17 protein-coding genes are annotated in these 18297 nt (G+C 70.1%); 12 read left to right on the top strand and 5 right to left on the bottom strand.

Features of this window, described 5'->3' with window-relative positions; all coding sequences use genetic code 11:
- Positions 1-118: 118 nt before the first annotated feature.
- Positions 119-1576: a tRNA (N6-isopentenyl adenosine(37)-C2)-methylthiotransferase MiaB gene (gene miaB / locus OCU_RS41755; protein ID WP_230487580.1), complete on the top strand. Its 1458-nt coding sequence runs from the start codon at positions 119-121 to the stop codon at positions 1574-1576.
- Entirely contained in the window at positions 1564-2181 is a 618-nt protein-coding gene (locus tag OCU_RS41750) for an Rv2732c family membrane protein (protein WP_014380609.1), read from the top strand. The genes miaB and OCU_RS41750 overlap by 13 nt, the downstream gene beginning before the upstream one ends.
- Here the strand turns inward: OCU_RS41750 and OCU_RS41745 are convergent.
- The gene (locus tag OCU_RS41745) at positions 2178-3515 is read right to left on the bottom strand and encodes a DUF349 domain-containing protein (protein WP_020188536.1); all 1338 of its coding nucleotides are present in this window, start codon (positions 3513-3515) and stop codon (positions 2178-2180) included. The genes OCU_RS41750 and OCU_RS41745 overlap by 4 nt on opposite strands.
- 403 nt (positions 3516-3918) lie before the next feature.
- Here OCU_RS41745 and OCU_RS41740 point away from each other — a divergent pair, with 403 nt between their 5' ends.
- From OCU_RS41740 to OCU_RS41710, 7 genes are all read left to right on the top strand, one after another.
- Positions 3919-4893 carry a DMT family transporter gene (locus tag OCU_RS41740; RefSeq protein ID WP_014380607.1) on the top strand — a complete coding sequence of 325 codons (975 nt, stop codon included), beginning with the start codon at positions 3919-3921 and terminating at the stop codon, positions 4891-4893.
- 41 nt (positions 4894-4934) lie between these two features.
- Positions 4935-5627 (top strand): class III extradiol ring-cleavage dioxygenase family protein, encoded by a 693-nt coding sequence (locus tag OCU_RS41735; protein WP_014380606.1) that lies wholly within the window; start codon positions 4935-4937, stop codon positions 5625-5627.
- Between the two features lie 8 nt (positions 5628-5635).
- Positions 5636-6553 carry a tRNA (adenosine(37)-N6)-dimethylallyltransferase MiaA gene (gene miaA / locus OCU_RS41730; protein WP_038538720.1) on the top strand — a complete coding sequence of 306 codons (918 nt, stop codon included), beginning with the start codon at positions 5636-5638 and terminating at the stop codon, positions 6551-6553.
- Positions 6554-6557: 4 nt separating this feature from the next.
- Positions 6558-7424 (top strand): diaminopimelate epimerase, encoded by an 867-nt coding sequence (gene dapF, locus OCU_RS41725; RefSeq protein WP_014380604.1) that lies wholly within the window; start codon positions 6558-6560, stop codon positions 7422-7424.
- 52 nt (positions 7425-7476) lie between these two features.
- The gene (gene hflX / locus OCU_RS41720; RefSeq protein ID WP_014380603.1) at positions 7477-8898 is read left to right on the top strand and encodes a GTPase HflX; all 1422 of its coding nucleotides are present in this window, start codon (positions 7477-7479) and stop codon (positions 8896-8898) included.
- A 121-nt stretch (positions 8899-9019) separates the two neighbouring features.
- On the top strand, positions 9020-10180 hold the full coding sequence (locus OCU_RS41715) for an acyl-CoA dehydrogenase family protein (RefSeq protein ID WP_014380602.1): 1161 nt from the start codon (positions 9020-9022) through the stop codon (positions 10178-10180).
- Between the two features lie 369 nt (positions 10181-10549).
- Positions 10550-12766: an LGFP repeat-containing protein gene (locus OCU_RS41710; RefSeq protein ID WP_014380601.1), complete on the top strand. Its 2217-nt coding sequence runs from the start codon at positions 10550-10552 to the stop codon at positions 12764-12766.
- A gap of 15 nt (positions 12767-12781) precedes the next feature.
- Here the strand turns inward: OCU_RS41710 and lexA are convergent, their stop codons facing one another.
- Positions 12782-13492, bottom strand: coding sequence for a transcriptional repressor LexA (gene lexA, locus OCU_RS41705; protein ID WP_008258568.1), 711 nt, complete (start codon positions 13490-13492; stop codon positions 12782-12784).
- A 291-nt stretch (positions 13493-13783) separates the two neighbouring features.
- Between lexA and OCU_RS41700 the strand changes: the two genes are divergently transcribed.
- The 3 genes from OCU_RS41700 to OCU_RS41690 all read left to right on the top strand — a co-directional run bounded on the left by OCU_RS41700 (position 13784) and on the right by OCU_RS41690 (position 15415).
- Positions 13784-14278: a LysM peptidoglycan-binding domain-containing protein gene (locus tag OCU_RS41700; RefSeq protein WP_008258566.1), complete on the top strand. Its 495-nt coding sequence runs from the start codon at positions 13784-13786 to the stop codon at positions 14276-14278.
- 152 nt (positions 14279-14430) lie between these two features.
- Complete coding sequence (gene nrdR / locus OCU_RS41695) at positions 14431-14895, top strand: transcriptional regulator NrdR (protein WP_008258565.1); 465 nt, start codon at positions 14431-14433, stop codon at positions 14893-14895.
- Between the two features lie 34 nt (positions 14896-14929).
- Complete coding sequence (locus tag OCU_RS41690) at positions 14930-15415, top strand: peroxynitrite isomerase (RefSeq protein ID WP_009955003.1); 486 nt, start codon at positions 14930-14932, stop codon at positions 15413-15415.
- 24 nt (positions 15416-15439) lie between these two features.
- Here the strand turns inward: OCU_RS41690 and OCU_RS41685 are convergent, their stop codons facing one another.
- From OCU_RS41685 to OCU_RS41675, 3 genes are read right to left on the bottom strand one after another with little or no spacing between them, the layout of a single operon-like run.
- The gene (locus OCU_RS41685) at positions 15440-16126 is read right to left on the bottom strand and encodes a PhzF family phenazine biosynthesis protein (RefSeq protein WP_014380598.1); all 687 of its coding nucleotides are present in this window, start codon (positions 16124-16126) and stop codon (positions 15440-15442) included.
- A gap of 45 nt (positions 16127-16171) precedes the next feature.
- The gene (locus OCU_RS41680) at positions 16172-17203 is read right to left on the bottom strand and encodes an alpha/beta fold hydrolase (RefSeq protein WP_009955001.1); all 1032 of its coding nucleotides are present in this window, start codon (positions 17201-17203) and stop codon (positions 16172-16174) included.
- A 60-nt stretch (positions 17204-17263) separates the two neighbouring features.
- Positions 17264-18235, bottom strand: coding sequence for a proteasome assembly chaperone family protein (locus OCU_RS41675; RefSeq protein WP_008258561.1), 972 nt, complete (start codon positions 18233-18235; stop codon positions 17264-17266).
- Positions 18236-18297 lie beyond the last annotated feature (62 nt).

Here is an 18297-nt window from a genome sequence, read left to right as displayed (position 1 = left end):
TTTCACCCGCGCCGACCGCCCGCCGTACCATGGCCCCGTGACTTCGACGGTGCGAGAGGCGGTGGCGCGGGGCGCCGCACCGGCGCGCACCTACCAGGTCCGCACCTACGGCTGCCAGATGAACGTCCACGATTCCGAGCGGCTGGCGGGCCTGCTGGAGGCGGCCGGATACCAGCGGGCGGCCGAGGACGCCGACGCCGACGTGGTGGTGTTCAACACCTGCGCGGTCCGCGAGAACGCCGACAACAAGCTGTACGGCAACCTCAGCCACCTGGCGCCGCGCAAGCGCGACGATCCCGAGATGCAGATCGCGGTCGGGGGCTGCCTGGCGCAAAAGGACCGGGATGCGTTGCTGCGCAAGGCGCCGTGGGTCGACGTCGTCTTCGGCACCCACAACATCGGGTCGCTGCCCACGCTGCTCGAGCGGGCCCGGCACAACAAGGTCGCCCAGGTCGAGATCGCCGAGGCGCTGCAGGAATTCCCGTCGTCGCTGCCCAGCGCCCGCGAATCCGCTTACGCCGCTTGGGTTTCCATCTCAGTCGGGTGCAACAACAGCTGCACGTTCTGCATCGTGCCGTCGCTGCGGGGCAAGGAGGTCGACCGCAGCCCCGACGACATCCTGGCCGAGGTCGCCTCGCTGGTGGACGACGGCGTGCTCGAGGTCACGCTGCTGGGCCAGAACGTCAACGCCTACGGGGTGTCCTTCGCCGATCCCGCGCTGCCGCGCGACCGCGGGGCCTTCGCCCGCCTGCTGCGCGCCTGCGGCGACATCGACGGGCTGGAGCGGGTGCGGTTCACCTCGCCGCACCCGGCCGAATTCACCGACGACGTCATCGAGGCCATGGCGCAGACGCCGAACGTGTGCCCCGCCCTGCACATGCCGCTGCAATCCGGGTCCGACCGGGTGCTGCGCGCGATGCGGCGCTCGTATCGCGCCGAGCGCTACCTCGGCATCATCGACCGCGTCCGGGCGGCGATGCCGCACGCCGCCATCACCACCGATCTGATCGTCGGGTTCCCGGGTGAGACCGAGGAGGATTTCGCCGCCACGCTGGACGTCGTGCGCCGAGCCCGGTTCTCGGCCGCCTTCACCTTCCAGTACTCCAAGCGGCCCGGCACCCCCGCCGCCGACCTCGACGGTCAGCTACCGAAAGCCGTTGTGCAGGAACGCTATGAGCGGCTGGTCGCGCTGCAGGAGGAGATCTCGCTGCAGGGCAACCAGGCCCTGGTCGGCCAAACCGTCGAACTGCTCGTCGCCACCGGCGAGGGGCGCAAGGACACCGCCACCGCCCGGATGAGCGGGCGGGCGCGCGACGGCCGGCTGGTTCACTTCGCCGTCGGCGACGCGGCCCGCGGGTCCGCCGACACCCGGCCGCGCCCCGGCGACGTCATCACCACGGTGGTCACCGGGGCCGCACCCCACCACCTCATCGCCGACGCGGGCATCCTGACCCACCGCCGCACCCGGGCGGGTGACGCGCACGCCGCAGGGCGGCGCCCGCGCGGCATCGGCCTGGGCATGCCCGCCGTCGGTCCGCCCGCCGGCCCGGCCCAACCCTTGGGATGTGCACGATGAAAAAAGACGACACACAACTTGGCGCCCTGCGCACCGAGATCGAGGCCGCCGAACGCCGGGTGGCGCGCGGGATCGACCCCGGCCCGCGGGGGTTCTTCGTGTCGATCCTGGTGTTCGTGCTGCTCGGGTCGTTCATCCTGCCGCACACCGGCGATGTGCGCGGCTGGGACGTGCTGTTCGGCAGCCACGGCGCCGGCGCGGCCGCGGTCGCGCTGCCGTCGCGGGTGTTCGCCTGGCTGGCGCTGGTCTTCGGCGTGGGCTTTTCGATGCTGGCGCTGGTGACCCGGCGCTGGGCGCTGGCCTGGGTTGCGCTCGCCGGCTCGGCGATCGCGGGCGCGGCGGGCATGTTGGCGATCTGGTCGCGTCAGACCGTGGCCGCGGGGCACCCGGGGCCGGGGTGGGGCCTGATCGTCGCCTGGATCACCGTGCTACTGCTCATTTACCACTGGGCGCGCGTGGTGTGGCAGCGCACCATCGTGCAGCTCGCCGCCGAGGAGCAGCGCCGCCGCGCCGCCTCCCAGCAGCAGTCGACCTCGTTGCTGGACGACCTGGACCGCCCGCGTGACGATCCCGCAAGCGGTACCGGATCGGGCGGCGGCAGCTAGGACTTGCGGCTCAGGGCCTCCACGGCCGCCTGCGCCCACTGCCGCCACTGTTCGGCGTTGGCTTTGGCCTCTTCGGCCTCTTTGGCCCGGCCCGCCGCCGCGGCCTTCTGGGCCTGCTGTTCGTATTGCTCGGCGCGCGCCTGGAATTGCTCGGCCCGGGCCTGCGCCTGGGGATCCGACCAATCCGCCTCGCCGGCGTCGCGCACCTTCTTCTCGACCGCGCGCAGCCGGCGCTCCAGCTCGGCGGTGCGCTCCCGCGGGACCTTGCCGATCGCGTCCCACTTCTCGACGATCGAGCGCAGCGCCGCCCGAGCGGCGTCGTGATTGCTGGTGTCCAGCTTTTCGGCCTCCGCCAGCAGCGCCTCTTTGGCCGTCGCGTTGGCGCGGAACTCCGCGTCCTTTTCCGCGGTCGCCGCGTTGCGGGCGGTGAAGAACACGTCCTGGGCGGCCTTGAAGCGCCGCCACAGCGCGTCGTCGACCTCCCGGGTCGCCCGCCCGGCCGCCTTCCATTCGGTAAGCAACTTGCGGAACTCCGCGCTGGTGGCCGTCCAGTCGGTCGAATCGGAGAGTTCCTCGGCCCGCTCGCACAGCCGCTCCTTGGCCTGGCGGATTCCCGAGCGTTCCCGATCCAACTCGGCGAAATGGGCTCCCCGCCGCCGGTTGAAGGCCTCGCGGGCCGCCGAATAGCGCTTCCACAACGCGTCGTCCACCTTGCGGTCCAGGCCGGTGATGGTCTTCCACTCGTCGAGGATCGCGCGCAGCCGGTCGCCGGCGGCCTTCCATTGCGTCGCGGTGGCGGCCAACTCCTCGGCCTCGGCGGCCAGCGCCTCCTTGCGCGCGGTCTGGGCGGCCCGATGTTCCTCGCGCCGGGAGCGGTCCGCGGCGACGGTCGCCTCGGCGTGTTCGGCGATGCTGGCCAGCCGGGTGGCCAAAGCGTCGATATCGCCCAGCACGGCGGCCGTCGGCAGCGTCTCGGCCAGCTCGGACGCGTGCGCCTTGATCTTGCGCGCGTCCCCGGTGCCCGAGGCCAGCCGCTCCTCCATCAGCGTGACCTCGGTGGCGAGGTCGTCGAATCGCCGGCCGAAGTGGGCGAACGCCGCTTCGCGGTCACCGGCCTGCCAGGAGCCCACGACCCGCTCGCCGGCGGCGCTGATCAGCCACACCGTGCCGTCGTCGTCCACGCGCCCGAACTGGTGCGGATCGCTGGGCGGGGGCGGCACCACGACCGGGTGAGCGGCCGGCCGCGACCCCGAGCCCGCGGGCCGCGGACCGGGACGCGGCCCCGGGCGCGGCACCGGCCGGGCCGATTCGTCGCGAGGCTGGTCAGCCGTCATGCGCTCGTCACTACCCTTTCGCAACCTTCCGCGCGGTTGGCGTACCGCGCGCCTGCCGCGCGTAGCGGCACCGTCTCTTGCATCTGCGGACGTCCCACCCGGGTTTTCCCAGCAGGCGCCTAACAGTATTCAAGCAGCTTGCGCGCCCACACGCCGCCACCTTGGTATTCGGGGCGGGGAACCGGGGCGGCCGCGTCGGCTCGCGCTACCTGTGATGTTCTCTTAGAGTTATCCAAGCGGTCACATAGATTGCTGAAGTAATAATCGAAGGATCGCCCGCGGCGCGGCCGGACGTGTGAAACGTCATAGATTTGTATCTGAACTGAACGCGAAATGTGCGTGTATTTGCTTGCGCCCCGGGGAAAGCTGGGTCGGACGGTCGTGAGCTCTGGGGGTCGGGGATATGTCGAAAGTTGATGTCGCAGCGTTGATTGCCTTGTGCGCGGCGCTGGCATCGGCGATCGGCGACGTGATCCGTCAGCGCTCCGCGCACGAGATCACCGACAAGCAGGTCGGGCACCTCGAACTGTTCCGCATGTCGCTGCGCGACGCGCGATGGTGGCTCGGCGGCATGGCCGCGGTCACCAATTACAGCCTGCAGGCCGCCGCCCTGGCGTGGGGCTCGGTGGTCATGGTGACGGCCCTGCAGGTGACCGCGCTGCTGTTCGCGCTCCCCATCTACGCGCGGCTCGCCCATCATCGGGTCAAGCCGCGGGAATGGATCTGGGCGCTGGTCCTGGCGGCCGGGCTGGCGGTGGTCATCATCGTCGGCGACCCGGAGTCCGGCCACCAGCGCGCGCCGCTGCAGACCTGGATCATCGTGGCCCTGGTCATGGCGCCGCTGCTGGTGGGCTGCGTGGTGGCCGCGCGAATCTGGTCCGGCAGCCCGTTCGCGGCGGTGCTGCTCGCGGTGGTGGCGGGTTCCTCGCTGGCGCTGTTCGCGGTGTTGACCAAGGGCATCGTCGAGATGTCCGAGCACGGCGTCGCGCGCGTGCTGACCTCGCCGGAGTTCGTGCCCTGGCTGCTGGTGGCGCTGGCCGGGATGATCTTCCAGCAATCGGCATTCCGCGCCGGCACGCTGACGGCGTCGCTGCCGACGATGACGGTCGCCAAGCCGGTGGTCGCGGGGCTGCTCGGAGTGCTGGTGCTGGGCGAGACGGTCAACGCCAGCGGGGCCGAGTCGTTCGTGCTGGTCGCCGCGGTGTCGGTGGTGATCGTCGCGACCATCGCGCTGGCGCGCGGCGAGGCCGCCGCCGTCGACCGGACCGAATCCGGTGGGGGCGCACCGCGCAGAAAGCGGGCCCGGGACGCATCCGCCGAAGAGAGCCTCGGTCCCTACGGCGAGTGCCTGGTGGTCGCCGACGGCCCACGCTGCTGACTGGTTCGCTGGTGGCGGCCCGATCACGTTAGTTTGGTGGCGTGCTGAGCGCCATTGCCATCGTCCCGTCGGCGCCGGTGCTTGTTCCCGAACTTGCCGGGGCGGCCGCCGCCGAGGTGGCCGATCTGGTCGCGGCGACGCTCGCGGCGGCCGCGTTGCTGCCCGAACGCTGGGTGATCATCGGGACCGGCCCCGCCGACGAGGAATTCGGTCCCGACGCCGCGGGCACGTTCGCGGGTTTCGGAGTTGACGTGCGTGTCCGGTTGTCACCGCAGGACGGCGACGAGCCCGAGCCACTTGCACTCCCGGTGTGCGCGCTGCTGGGCGGCTGGGTGCGCGGCCGGGCGCAGCCGCAGGCCAGCGCGTGGGTCCGCGTCTACCGCGGCGACCACGGCGCCACCGCGGCGCTTCGCCGGGGCCGCGAACTGCGAACCGAGATCGACCGGCTGCCCGAGCCGATCGGGGTGCTGGTCGTCGCCGACGGCGCCAACACCTTGACCCCGTCCGCCCCCGGCGGACACCACCCGGACAACGCGCCCGCGCAAGAGGCCCTGAACGACGCGCTCGCCGACGGCGACGTGGCGGCGCTGACCCGCCTGCCGCCCCAGATCCTGGGGCGGGTCGCCTTTCAGGTGTTGGCCGGCCTGGCCGAGCCGGGGCCCCGATCCGCCAAGGAGCTGTACCGGGGGGCGCCCTACGGGGTGGGCTACTTCGCCGGCGCCTGGCAGCTGTGACGGTGGCCGTGCGACCACTGGCCATCATCGGTCCCACCGGAACGGGCAAGTCGCAGCTGGCCCTCGACATCGCGGAGCGGCTGGGCGCACAGATCGTGAACGCCGACGCGATGCAGCTGTACCGGGGCATGGACATCGGCACCGCCAAGTTGGCCGTCGACGCGCGCCGCGGCATTCCGCATCACCAGCTCGACGTCCTCGACGTCACCGAGACCGCGACCGTCGCCCGCTATCAGCAAGCCGCCGCCGCGGACATCGAGGCGATCGCGGCCGCCGGCGCGGTGCCCATCATCGTGGGCGGCTCCATGCTCTACATCCAGTCACTCCTCGACGACTGGTCGTTTCCCGCCACCGATCCCGCCGTGCGCGCACGCTGGGAGCGGCGGCTGGGCGAGGTCGGGGTGGGGGAGCTGCACGCGGAGCTGGCCCGTCGCGACCCCGCCGCGGCCGCATCGATCCTGCCCACCGACGCGCGCCGCACGGTGCGGGCCCTGGAAGTGGTGGAACTGACCGGCCGGCCGTTCGCCGCCTCCGCGCCCCGGATCGGCGCCCCGCGATGGGACACCGCCATCATCGGATTGGACTGTGACACAACGATTCTCGATGACCGGCTGGCCAAGCGGACCGACGCCATGTTCGACCAGGGCCTGGTCGGGGAGGTCACCGCCCTGCTCGAGCACGGCCTGCGCGACGGGGTCACCGCCTCGCGAGCCCTGGGCTACGCGCAGGTGATCGCGGCGCTCGACGACGGTGGCGGCCCGGATCGACTCCGCGAGGCCAGGGAGCAGACGTTCGTGGGCACCCGCCGCTACGTGCGACGGCAGCGCTCGTGGTTCCGGCGCGACCACCGGGTGCAGTGGCTCAACGCCGACGATCGCGCCGGGCTCGTCGACGGCGCGGTACGCGCGTGGCGGCACGTATCCTGAACTGGTGAAATTCGCAAAGGGCCACGGCACCCAGAACGACTTCGTGGTGCTGCCCGACCCGGCGGCCGAGCTGAGCCTGACCGGGTCCCGGGTGGCCGCCCTCTGCGACCGGCGACGCGGGCTGGGCGCCGACGGGGTGCTGAGGGTCACCACGGCCGGCGCCGCCGCCGCGGCCGGCGTGCTGGACCGGTTGCCCGACGGCGTGGCCGCCGACGACTGGTACATGGACTACCGCAACGCCGACGGGTCCATCGCCCAAATGTGCGGCAACGGCGTGCGGGTCTTCGCCCACTACCTGCGCGCGAGCGGGCTGGAGGACCGCGACGATTTCGTCGTCGGGTCGCTGGCCGGCCCCCGGGCGGTCAGCGTGCATCGCGTCGACGGGACCACCGCCGACATCAGCGTCGACATGGGCAAGGCCAACACGCTCGGCCCGGGCGACGCCGTCCTGGGCGGGCGGCGGTTTTCCGGCGTGGCGATCGATGTGGGCAATCCCCACTTGGCCTGCGTCGACCCCGGCCTGACCGTCGACGCGCTGGCCGCGCTGGACGTGGCCGCGCCGGTCAGTTTCGACCCCGCCCAATTCCCGGACGGGGTGAACGTTGAGATCCTCACCGCACCGGACGCCGGGGCGGTGCACATGCGCGTCCACGAGCGGGGGGTCGGCGAAACACGCTCGTGTGGCACCGGAACGGTCGCGGCCGCGGTCGCCGCGCTGGCCGGCACCGGGGCGGACACCGGCACGCTGACCGTCCGGGTGCCGGGCGGCGAGGTCGTCGTCACCATCACCGACGCCACCAGCTACCTGCGGGGGCCGTCGGTACTGGTGGCCCACGGAGAAATCAGCGAGGAATGGTGGCGCGAACAGTAGCGTTAAATCAGATGCACGCCACCGACTTTGCGTGCATCATCTCTTATTGCCTATGACACATCCCGAATTTCGCGATCACGCGGTCACGGAGCCCAGCACGGGCGAACTCGCCCTCGAGGATCGGTCGGCGCTGCGCCGCGTCGCCGGCCTGTCCACCGAGCTCGCCGACGTCACCGAGGTCGAATACCGCCAGCTTCGGCTGGAGCGGGTCGTCCTGGTGGGCGTGTGGACCGACGGCACCGCCGCCGACAGCCAGGCCAGCATGGCCGAGCTGGCCGCCCTCGCCGAAACGGCCGGCTCCCAGGTGCTCGAAGGGCTCATCCAGCGCCGCGACAAGCCCGACCCGTCGACCTACATCGGCTCGGGTAAGGCCGCCGAACTGCGCGAGGTGGTGCTGGCGACCGGCGCCGACACCGTCATCTGCGACGGTGAGCTGTCCCCGGCTCAGCTGACCGCGCTGGAGAAGGCGGTGAAGGTCAAGGTCATCGACCGCACCGCGCTGATCCTGGACATCTTCGCCCAGCACGCCACGAGCCGGGAGGGCAAGGCGCAGGTGTCGCTGGCCCAGATGGAATACATGCTGCCGCGGCTGCGCGGTTGGGGTGAGTCGATGTCGCGGCAGGCCGGTGGCCGCGCCGGCGGCAGTGGGGGAGGCGTGGGCCTGCGCGGTCCCGGTGAGACCAAGATCGAGACCGACCGGCGGCGCATCCGCGAGCGGATGGCGAAGCTGCGCCGCGAGATCAAGGACATGAAGCAGGTCCGCGACACCCAGCGCAGCCGCCGGTTGCACAGCGACGTGCCGTCGATCGCCATCGTCGGCTACACCAACGCCGGCAAGTCCAGCCTGCTCAACGCGCTGACCGGCGCCGGGGTGCTGGTGCAGGACGCGTTGTTCGCCACCCTGGAGCCCACCACGCGGCGCGCCGAGTTCGACGAAGGACGTTCGTTCGTGCTCACCGACACCGTCGGGTTCGTCCGGCACCTGCCCACCCAGCTCGTCGAGGCCTTCCGCTCCACCCTGGAGGAGGTCGTCGACGCCGACCTGCTGGTGCACGTCGTCGACGGCTCCGACGTCAACCCGCTGGCGCAGATCAATGCGGTCCGACAGGTGGTCACCGACGTCATCGCCGACCATGACGGCGCGCCCCCGCCCGAGCTGCTGGTGGTGAACAAGGTCGACGCCGCAAGCGATTTGGCGTTGGCCAAGCTCCGCCACGCGCTGCCGGGCGCGGTGTTCGTCTCCGCGCGCACCGGCGAGGGCATCGACGCCCTGCGCCGCCGCATCGCCGAGCTGGCCGTGCCCGCCGACACGGCCGTGGACGTGGTGATCCCGTATCACCGCGGGGACCTGGTGGCCCGCCTGCACGCCGACGGGCGCGTCCAGCACGAGGAGCACGACGCCGAGGGCACCCGGATCAAGGCCCGGGTCCCGGTCGCCTTGGCCGGCCGGCTGCGCGAGTTCGCCGCCCGCTGAGCCGTCGGCCGTAGCGGCCGATTCCCCAGCGCACCGCCGGCGCCGACCCGCCAGCTGCCGACCAACCGTCCGGTTGGTATATGTTGGGCTGCAGAAATCACCGTCGCCGGAGGTCTATTCCATGAGCAGCGCCATCAAATACCAGCGCACTCTTTTCGAGCCAGAGCACGACCTGTTCCGCGAGTCCTACCGGGCCTTCCTCGAGCGCCACGTCGCGCCGTACCACGACGAGTGGGAGAAGGCGAAGATCGTCGACCGCGGCGTGTGGCTCGAGGCCGGCAAGCAGGGCTTCCTGGGCATGGCGGTGCCCGAGGAGTACGGCGGCGGGGGTAACCCGGATTTCCGGTACAACACGATCATCACCGAGGAGACCACCGCCGGTCGCTACAGCGGCATCGGTTTCGGCCTGCACAACGACATCGTGGCGCCGTACCTGTTGGCGCTGGCGACCGAGGAGCAAAAGCAGCGCTGGCTGCCGAAATTCTGCACCGGAGAACTGATTACGGCGATCGCGATGACCGAGCCGGGCACCGGCAGCGACCTGCAGGGCATCAAGACCCGCGCGGTCAAGCAGGGCGACCACTACGTGCTCAACGGTTCAAAGACGTTCATCACCAACGGGATCAACTCCGACCTGGTCATCGTCGTCGCGCAGACCGATCCGGACAAGGGCGCCCAGGGCTTCTCCCTGCTCGCCGTCGAGCGTGGGATGGAAGGCTTCGAGCGCGGACGGCACCTGGACAAGATCGGGCTCGACGCGCAGGACACGGCCGAGCTGTCGTTCACCGACGTGAAGGTGCCGGCCGAGAACCTGCTGGGCCAAGAGGGCATGGGGTTCATCTACCTCATGCAGAACCTGCCCCAGGAGCGGATCTCGATCGCTATCATGGCCGCCGCGGCGATGGAGCAGGTGCTGGAGCAGACGCTGCAATACACCAAGGAGCGCAAGGCTTTTGGCAAGCCGATCGGCAGCTTCCAGAACAGCCGCTTCGTGCTCGCCGAGCTGGCGACCGAGGCGACCGCGGTGCGCATGATGGTCGACGAATTCGTTCGCCTGCACCTGGACCACAAGCTGACCGCCGAGCAGGCCGCAATGGCCAAGTGGTATTGCACCGAAAAGCAGGTGCACCTGATCGACCGCTGCCTGCAGCTGCACGGCGGCTATGGTTACATGCGCGAATACCCGGTCGCCCGTGCCTATCTGGACGCCAGGGTGCAAACCATCTACGGCGGCACGACCGAAATCATGAAGGAAATCATCGGCCGCAGCCTCGGCGTATAGCTTTTCGTTTAACGGATCGTCGTCCAGTCGGCGAACGCCCCGCGGGCCGCGGTGGCAGTGCTCGATTGATGAAATCCCGGCCGGCTTTGGGCGCGATATGCGCCGACGCATGGATGGTCGCGATTCGGCCGTGGCCCGGCATCATTTCGACATCGGTGTGGTATCCCTTTTTGTAAAATTCGTGATTTGACTTCGCATTTCTTGTTGGCTGGAGCAAAGTTATGCGAGCCCGGCGATAAGGCGGATCGTGAGCGGGTCCATTCCCCGCGGAAGAACGGCCCGTTTCGCCGGTTATGCAGGTAAGGGCATAGCCGCAGATAGAGCCGTATCCGGAGGCTGGAAGGCTTGGTGAAGGTGCATAGAGGTCACATGCGCAAGCTGATCGGAAGCGCGCTGGTCAGCCTGACGACCACAGCACTAGCCGCCGTATTGCTGGGGCCCGTCGCCGCCGCGAGCCCGATAGGTGACGCCGAAGCGGCGATGATGGCCGCGTGGGAGAAGGCCGGCGGCGACACGTCCCCGCTCGGCCCCCGCAAGGGTGACGTGTACCCCGCCGGGGAGGGGTTCGCCCTGGACTTCGACGGCGGCAAAATGTTCTTCACCCCGGCCACCGGCGCCAAATTCGCCTACGGGCCCATCCTCGAGAAATACGAGATGCTGGGCGGGCCGGCCGGTAGCGATCTGGGTTTCCCGGCCATCAGCGAAGTGCCGGGCCTGGCGGGCCCCGACAGCCGGGTGATCACCTTCTCGGCCACCGACAAGCCGGTGATTTTCTGGACACCCGAGCACGGCCCGTACGTGGTGCGCGGCGCCATCAACTCCGCCTGGGACAAGCTGGGCAGCTCGGGCGGGGTGCTCGGTGTTCCGGTCGGCGACGAGACCTACAACGGCGAGGTGTCCTCGCAGAAGTTCAGCGGCGGCCAGGTTTCGTGGAACCGGCAGACCAAGCAGTTCACCACCGAACCGCCGGGGCTGGCCGACCAGTTGAAGGGCCTGCAGGTGGCGATCGATCCCACCGCGGCCATCAACATGGCGTGGCGGGCGGCCGGGGGGCCCAACGGACCGCTGGGTGCCAAGCAGGGCGGGCAGACCCCCATCGGCGGTGACGGCATCGTCCAGAACTTCGCCGGCGGCAAGGTGTTCTTCACCCCGGCGACCGGCGCGAACGCGCTCGAGACCGACATCCTGGCCAAATACGAGTCGCTCGGCGGGCCCGTCGGCAGCGGCCTCGGATTCCCGGTCACCAACGAAACCGAGGGCGGCATCGGCCCGTCCAGCCGGATCTGCACCTTCTCGGCCGCCGACAAACCGGTGATCTTCCGTACCGCCGAGCACGGCGCGTTCGTCGTGCGCGGGGCGATGAAGGCCGCCTGGGACAAACTGCGCGGTCCGGCCGGCAAACTGGGGGCGCCCGTCGGCGACCAGGCCGTGGACGGCGACGTGATCTCGCAGCAGTTCACCGGCGGCAAGATCTCGTGGAACCGGGCGAAGAACACGTTCAGCACCGACCCGGCCAACCTGGCGCCGTTGTTGAGCGGCCTTCAGGTCTCGGGCCAGAACCAGCCGAGCAGTTCGGCCATGCCGTCACACGCCGACAAGTTCGGCTGGCATTCGTGGTGGTGGCTGGCCGCCATTCCCGTCCTGGTGCTGCTGGTGGTGGTGGCGTGGGCGCTGTTCGGATGGCGCCGGCGCCGCTCCGGCGCGGACGGCGCCGCCGGGTATGCGTCCGACCAGGGGTATGACGCGCCCTGGGGCCCGGAGGACCCCGACCTCGCGACCGAGCATTTCGCGCCGGGCGGGCCGCGCGAACCCGAGCGGCCGACCGATGCCGCGGCCACCGCGCGGGTCAGCTGGCAGCGTCAGGCGCCGTCGGAGAGCGACTACGGCGTCGAGCAGGAAGACCCCGACGCGATCGACACCGACTCCATCCCCGTCGTCTCGGAGGAGATGCTGGCGGAGGCCGACTATCCCGATGCCGAGGCCGATTACACCGACTACACCGACGCCGTTCCCGAGGTCGCCGAGGCCGAGACCGCCGACGATGCCGCCTACGTCGACGCCGACTACGCCGACGCCGGCTATCCGGAGGACGAGTACGCCGACGACGAGTATCCCGACGTCGCCGTTGCGCACACGCCGCCGGATGCCGACGCCGTCACCGGTGCCCTGGAAACCGCCGCGCCCGAGGATGAGTATCCCGACGTCGCGGTCCCTGAGGCGGAAGTCGAACCCGAGGACGATGTCGCCGCGGAGCCCGACGTGTCCGGGGCCGCCGAGGCCGGGGCGGTCGGCGCAGGCGCGGCCGGGGCCTTCGTCGCCGCGCAGCGATCCGGCGGTCGGCACGCCGCCGCGGACGACGCCGAGGAGGGCTCGGAGAACGGGCTGGCGGGCCCGGACGGGCGCCCGACCATCCACCTGCCACTCGACGACCCGTACCAGGCGCCCGACGGCTACCCGATCAAGGCGAGCGCCCGGTACGGCCTGTATTACACGCCCGGCAGCGACCTGTACCAGGACACGCTGCCCGAGATCTGGTTGTCCAGCGAAGAGGTCGCGCTGGCCAACGGCTTCACCCGGGCCGACTAGCGGGGCCGCCGGCCGCTAGACCTTGCGGATCACCGTGACGACCTTGCCCAGCACGGTCGCGTCGTTGCCCGGGATGGGGTCGAACGCCGGGTTGTGCGGCATCAGCCACACCTGACCGCCGGCGCGCTTGAACGTCTTGACGGTGGCCTCGCCGTCCAGCATCGCCGCGACGATGTCGCCGTTGTCGGCGACGTTCTGCTGGCGCACGACCACCCAGTCGCCGTCGCAGATCGCGGCCTCCACCATCGAGTCGCCCACCACTTTGAGCAGGAACAGCGTGCCCTCGCCGACCAGCTCGCGCGGCAGCGGGAACACGTCTTCGACGGCTTCCTCGGCCAGGATGGGTCCACCGGCCGCGATCCGCCCGAGAACCGGGACGAATGTGGGCTCCGGCAACGCATCCGACCCGGCCACCTCGGTGGCGGGCGCGGCCACGTCGTCGTCGGCGCCGCGGACATCGACCGCCCGGGGGCGGTTGGGGTCGCGGCGCAAATACCCCTTGCGTTCCAGCGTGCGCAGCTGGTGCGCCACCGAGGACGTCGACGTCAGCCCGACGGCGTCGCCGATCTCCCGGATGCTCGGGGGATAGCCGCGGCTGGTCACCGAGGCGCGAATGACATTCAAAATGGTGCGCTGCCGCTCGGTCAGCGCGGAGTCCACGGAGTGCAGCCGGCCGTCCGCCGCGGCCGGGCCGGTGTTCGGGGAAGTGTCGTTGCTGTCGCCCATGGCACTGAATGTAGCCGCACCGCCGACAAGAATCAAACATGTGTTCGACTGGCGTGTCGCCGGGCGTCCCGGGCCGGAAAAGCGCCGCCATCGGCCGAATCACAAATGTGTAACTCTTGCCGAGACCGGGTATTTGTGCCTCGTGACAGTGGTAGAGGCCGACGGAGTTGTCGGTGGTGTGATCTAGCGTTTTGCTCGTGCGACACGCTTCGCTCAAATGTTCGGGTTTCGAACACACAAGCGATTAGAGTCGAACACACGAGCGAGAGCTAGTTGACCGGAGGAACGCAGATGACAGTCATCCACACGCTTGCGCCGCGCACCAGCAGTCTTCGGCGCCCGGTCAACGGACCGGTTCAGGGCGTTCGGTACGGCAGGGACGGCCTGGCCCGCTCGCGGCGCCCCGCGCCGTCGCGGCCCGCGGGCGCCCCGACGCGCTACTACGGCACCGGGGTCGCGATGTCTGTCGCTCCGCACCGCAGGCGCGCCGTCACCTGGGCGACGACGGTTGGTCTGGCACTCGCCGCCGGGGCGATCACGCTGTGGCTGGGCCTCGTCGCGAACGTGGGGCAGGCGCTCAACGGCGACTCGACGAATTCGGCCGCCCCCGTCCCGAACCGGCTCGCCGTCGTGCGGGTCGACGCGGGGGAGTCGCTTCAGGATGTCGCTCACCGCGTGGCCCCCGACGCGCCGGCCGCCGCGGTGGCCGATCGCATCCGTGAGCTCAACGATCTGAACTCGCCGACGCTGGTTGCCGGCCAAACGCTGATCGCCCCGATCGGCTGACGATCGTTGTGTCCCAACGGTTCCGGCCCGTGAGGTGTGCGGCCCGCGTGGTGCCGCCCCGGGGACGGCGGCTCCGTTAGCCGTGCAGGTCAGCGCACGGGTACGCTCAAAGTTCTGCGGTACCCGGTTGTCGGCACGGTGAAGGAGCGGTCATGCACTGTCCCTTCTGCCGTCATCCGGATTCCCGGGTGATCGACTCGCGCGAAACCGACGAGGGGCAGGCCATCCGGCGTCGCCGATCGTGCCCCGAATGCGGAAAGCGTTTCACCACCGTGGAAACCGCGGTCCTGGCGGTGGTCAAGCGCAGCGGCGTCACCGAGCCCTTCAGCCGGGAAAAGGTCATCAGCGGAGTCCGCCGGGCCTGCCAGGGCCGCCAGGTGGACGACGACGCGCTGAATCTGCTGGCCCAGCAGGTCGAAGACACCGTGCGCGCCGTGGCCTCCCCGGAGGTCCCCAGCCACGAGGTCGGCCTGGCCATCCTCGGGCCGCTGCGCGATCTCGACGAGGTGGCGTACCTGCGGTTCGCGTCCGTGTACCGCTCCTTCGAGTCCGCCGACGACTTCGAGCGCGAGATCCAGGCGCTGCGCGAGCACCGCGGAGTGGCCACGCCGGGCTGACGGATCCCGCCGGGGGGCCCGCTAGGCTCGGTGCATGCCCCCTGAGTTGCATCCCGACCTGGCGGCCCTGGCCCCGCTCCTCGGCACGTGGGTCGGCCAGGGCGCGGGCAAGTACCCGACGATCCCGCCGTTCGACTACCTCGAAGAAGTCACGTTCGCCCATGTGGGCAAACCGTTTTTGGCCTACGCCCAGAAAACCAAGGCGGTGGCCGACGGCAAGCCGCTACACGCCGAGACGGGATACCTTCGCGTGCCGCAGCCGGGTCACGTCGAGCTGGTGCTGGCCCACCCGAGCGGCATCACCGAGATCGAGGTCGGCACCTATTCGGTCACCGGCGACCTCATCGACATGCAGATGTCCACCACGACGGTCGGCCTCACGCCTACGGCCAAAGAGGTGACGGGACTGGGGCGTTGCTTCCGCATCGACGGCGATGAGCTGTCCTACACGGTGCAGATGGGTGCGGTCGGCCAGCCGCTGCAGGACCACCTGGCCGCGGTGCTGCACCGGCAGCGCTGAGCGTGCGACCGCCGGCGGCCCCGGTCAGTCCAGCTGTCGCACACCGTCGTTGACCACCCGACCGGCCACCGCGACCCAGCCCTCGGCGCTCCAGGTGGTTTCGATGACCGAGCCGTTGCCCTGGGTGATCCGCAGGTTTTGGCTCAGGTAGTCGGTGATGCGCATCGCGGCCGAACCGGTCGCCTCGTCTTCGGCCACACCGAGGTTGGCGGCGAACATGCGCACCCGCAGCGCCCCGGCGGCCCGGTCGGTCCAGGCCCACAGGTAGTGCGCCGTGTCGTCGGGGAAGTCCGTCGGGTCGGCGGCGAGAACATCGTCGGCCGAAGCGAATTCGTGCAACGCGAACTCGGGCGCCCATTCCGCGCGGGCGCTGATGCGGGTGTGGTGTTCGTCGTAGCCCACCTGCACGATTCCCGCCGGTATCTGCAACGTGTTGACCGGCCGACCGTTCTCTCGCAGCCACCACGAGGCGCCGACGGTCGGGTGCCCGGCGAACGGCAGCTCGGTCCGGGGCGTGTAAATGGTGGCGTGCGCGGTCGCGGAGCCCGCGGCCGGACGGTCGACGAAAACCGTTTCGCTGTAGCCCAATTGGGTCGCTACCCGTTGCCGGTCCCCGACCCCGACCTCAGCGGCATCCACCACGCCGAGCGGATTGCCGAAATTGCCGTCCGCGTCGGTGAACACCCGCAACACCGTGACGTCGATACCCATGGCCCGACTGTACGGCCCCGAACCGGGCCGCCTCGGCCAAGGTGTTCAGGTGGCGCTGCGTTCGTCGGACCCCATGGCGTTCAGCACGGCGACGCGCGTGGGCGCCGGGCCGCTCACGGCCCGCTCGCCACCACCGGTGCGCAGCAACCCGCGCAGCGCGGCCTGATCGTATTCGGCGGGCGCGGTCGAATCCATGAAGCGCTCGACGACCTCGATGAAGCGGGCGGGGTCGTCGTGAAAGGGAAAGTGGCCGGAGCCCTCGAAGATCTCGAGCCGCGAACCGGGCATCGCGGCGTGGGCCATCCACGCGTGCCGGACCGGGACCACCACATCCTTGGTGCCCCAGACGATCTGCACCGGGATGGCTTCGGTCAAATAACATCGGTCGAGCATGGTGACGATCTGCCCGCGCCAGTCCACCACCGCCCGCAGGGTTCGGCTGAATGCCGCCGACGCCGTCGGTTCCGGCAGATCGTCGAGGATCCGCAGCACGTTGGGCAGGTCGCGGCCCAGGCCGGTGCTGCCCAGCGCGGCGCCCAGGACCCGGCCCGCGACCTGGACCGCCGGCAGCACCAGGGGCAATCGCAGCAGGGCGATGGCTTCGCTGCCCATCGGCAGCGAAGCCCACCGCAAGACGAAGTTGACGTCCTTGGTCACGCCGCCGGCGCCCACCAGGATCAGCCGCTCCACCAAATGCGGGAACTGGTAGGCGAATTGCATGGCCACACCGCCGCCCAGCGAATGACCGACGATGGTGGCCCGTTCGATGTCGAGCACGCTGAGCAGGTCCCGCATCCCGTTGGCGTATGCGGCGATCGAGTAGTCGGCGCGCGGCTTGTCGGATCGGCCGTGACCCAGCAGGTCCGGGGCGATGACCGTGAAGCGCTGGGCGAGCTTGGCCTGCACGGCATTCCACGTGGTGGAGTTGTCGCCGATGCCGTGGATCAGCAGGATCGCCGGCCCGGAGCCCGCGATGCGGTAGGCGCGCCGGTAACCGTGGATGGTGCGGAACTCGAGTGTGGGTGCGGTCACTTCGCGCACCGGGCGGAGCCTGTTCTTGCGCTTCCGCTCGGTCATAGGGCCAACCTTGCTGTCGGGCCGGGCTAAGGGCGGTGTGGCTGGGTGTTCGGCAGAGGGTCAGGCCTGATCGTCGTCGTCGAACTTCTTCTCCGCCTGCTGGGCGAGAAATCGCTCGAACTCCGCGCCCAGCTCGTCGCCGCTCGGCAGATCCTCGTCGCGCGACAGTAACGATCTGTTCTCCTGAGCGTCGATGAAGGCATCGTACTGGCGCTCCAGCGCGGCCACCACCTGAGCGACCTCTGCGCTCGCCTCGACCTGCTCGTCGATCTTGGCCCGGATCACCTCCGCGGCTTCGGTCAACGCGGTCAGCGGCAGCTCCAGCGACGCGGTCTTGGCGACCTGCTCGAGCAACGCCTGAGCTGCGGCCGGGTAATCGGTCTGGGTGAGGTAGTGGGGGACGTGCACGGTGAAGCCGACCACCTCATGGCCGTGCTGGGCCATCCGGTACTCGAGCAGGTTGGACGCGCTGCCCGGGACCTGGATCTCGGCGATCCACGGCTGGAAATTGGCGATCAGCTCCGGGTTGTTGGAGTGCGCGGTCATCGTGGTCGGCCGCGTGTGCGGAACGGCCATCGGGACGGTACCCAGGCCGATGGTCTGGCGCACGTTGAGGCGCTCGGCCAGCAGGCGGACCGCGGTGATGAAGCGCTCCCACTTGAGATCGGGCTCCATGCCGGCCAGCAACAGGAACGGGGTGCCGACGGTGTCGCGCAACGCGTAGAGGCTCAGCTCCGGGTCGTCATAGTTGGTGAAGTGATCGGTCTTGAAGGTCATCAGCGGCCGCCGTGAGCGGTAGTCCAGCAATTCGTCGATCGCGAAGGACGCGACCAGCTCGGTGTCCAGCACGGCCTTGAGATGCGAGGCCGCCAGCCGGATGGCGTGACCGGCGTCGGAAAAGCCCTCCAGGGCGTGCACCAGTACGGGGCCGCGGCCGTCGGACGTCGACAACTGCGGCGCGGGCAGCTCCAGCTCGTACATGCCGGGCTGGCCCTGCTGGTACTGGTCACCTGGGTCTCGATGGTGATCCATCATCGATCGCCTCCTCTCGGGGGTCCCTTCAGGGTGCCCTACCAAGTGTCCCCTGAATCAGG

Origin of the sequence: Mycobacterium intracellulare ATCC 13950 (assembly GCF_000277125.1) — a bacterium.
Lineage (GTDB): Bacteria > Actinomycetota > Actinomycetes > Mycobacteriales > Mycobacteriaceae > Mycobacterium > Mycobacterium intracellulare.
Note: the sequence above shows the minus strand (reverse complement) of the source record. Positions and strands in the feature narration are given on the sequence as shown.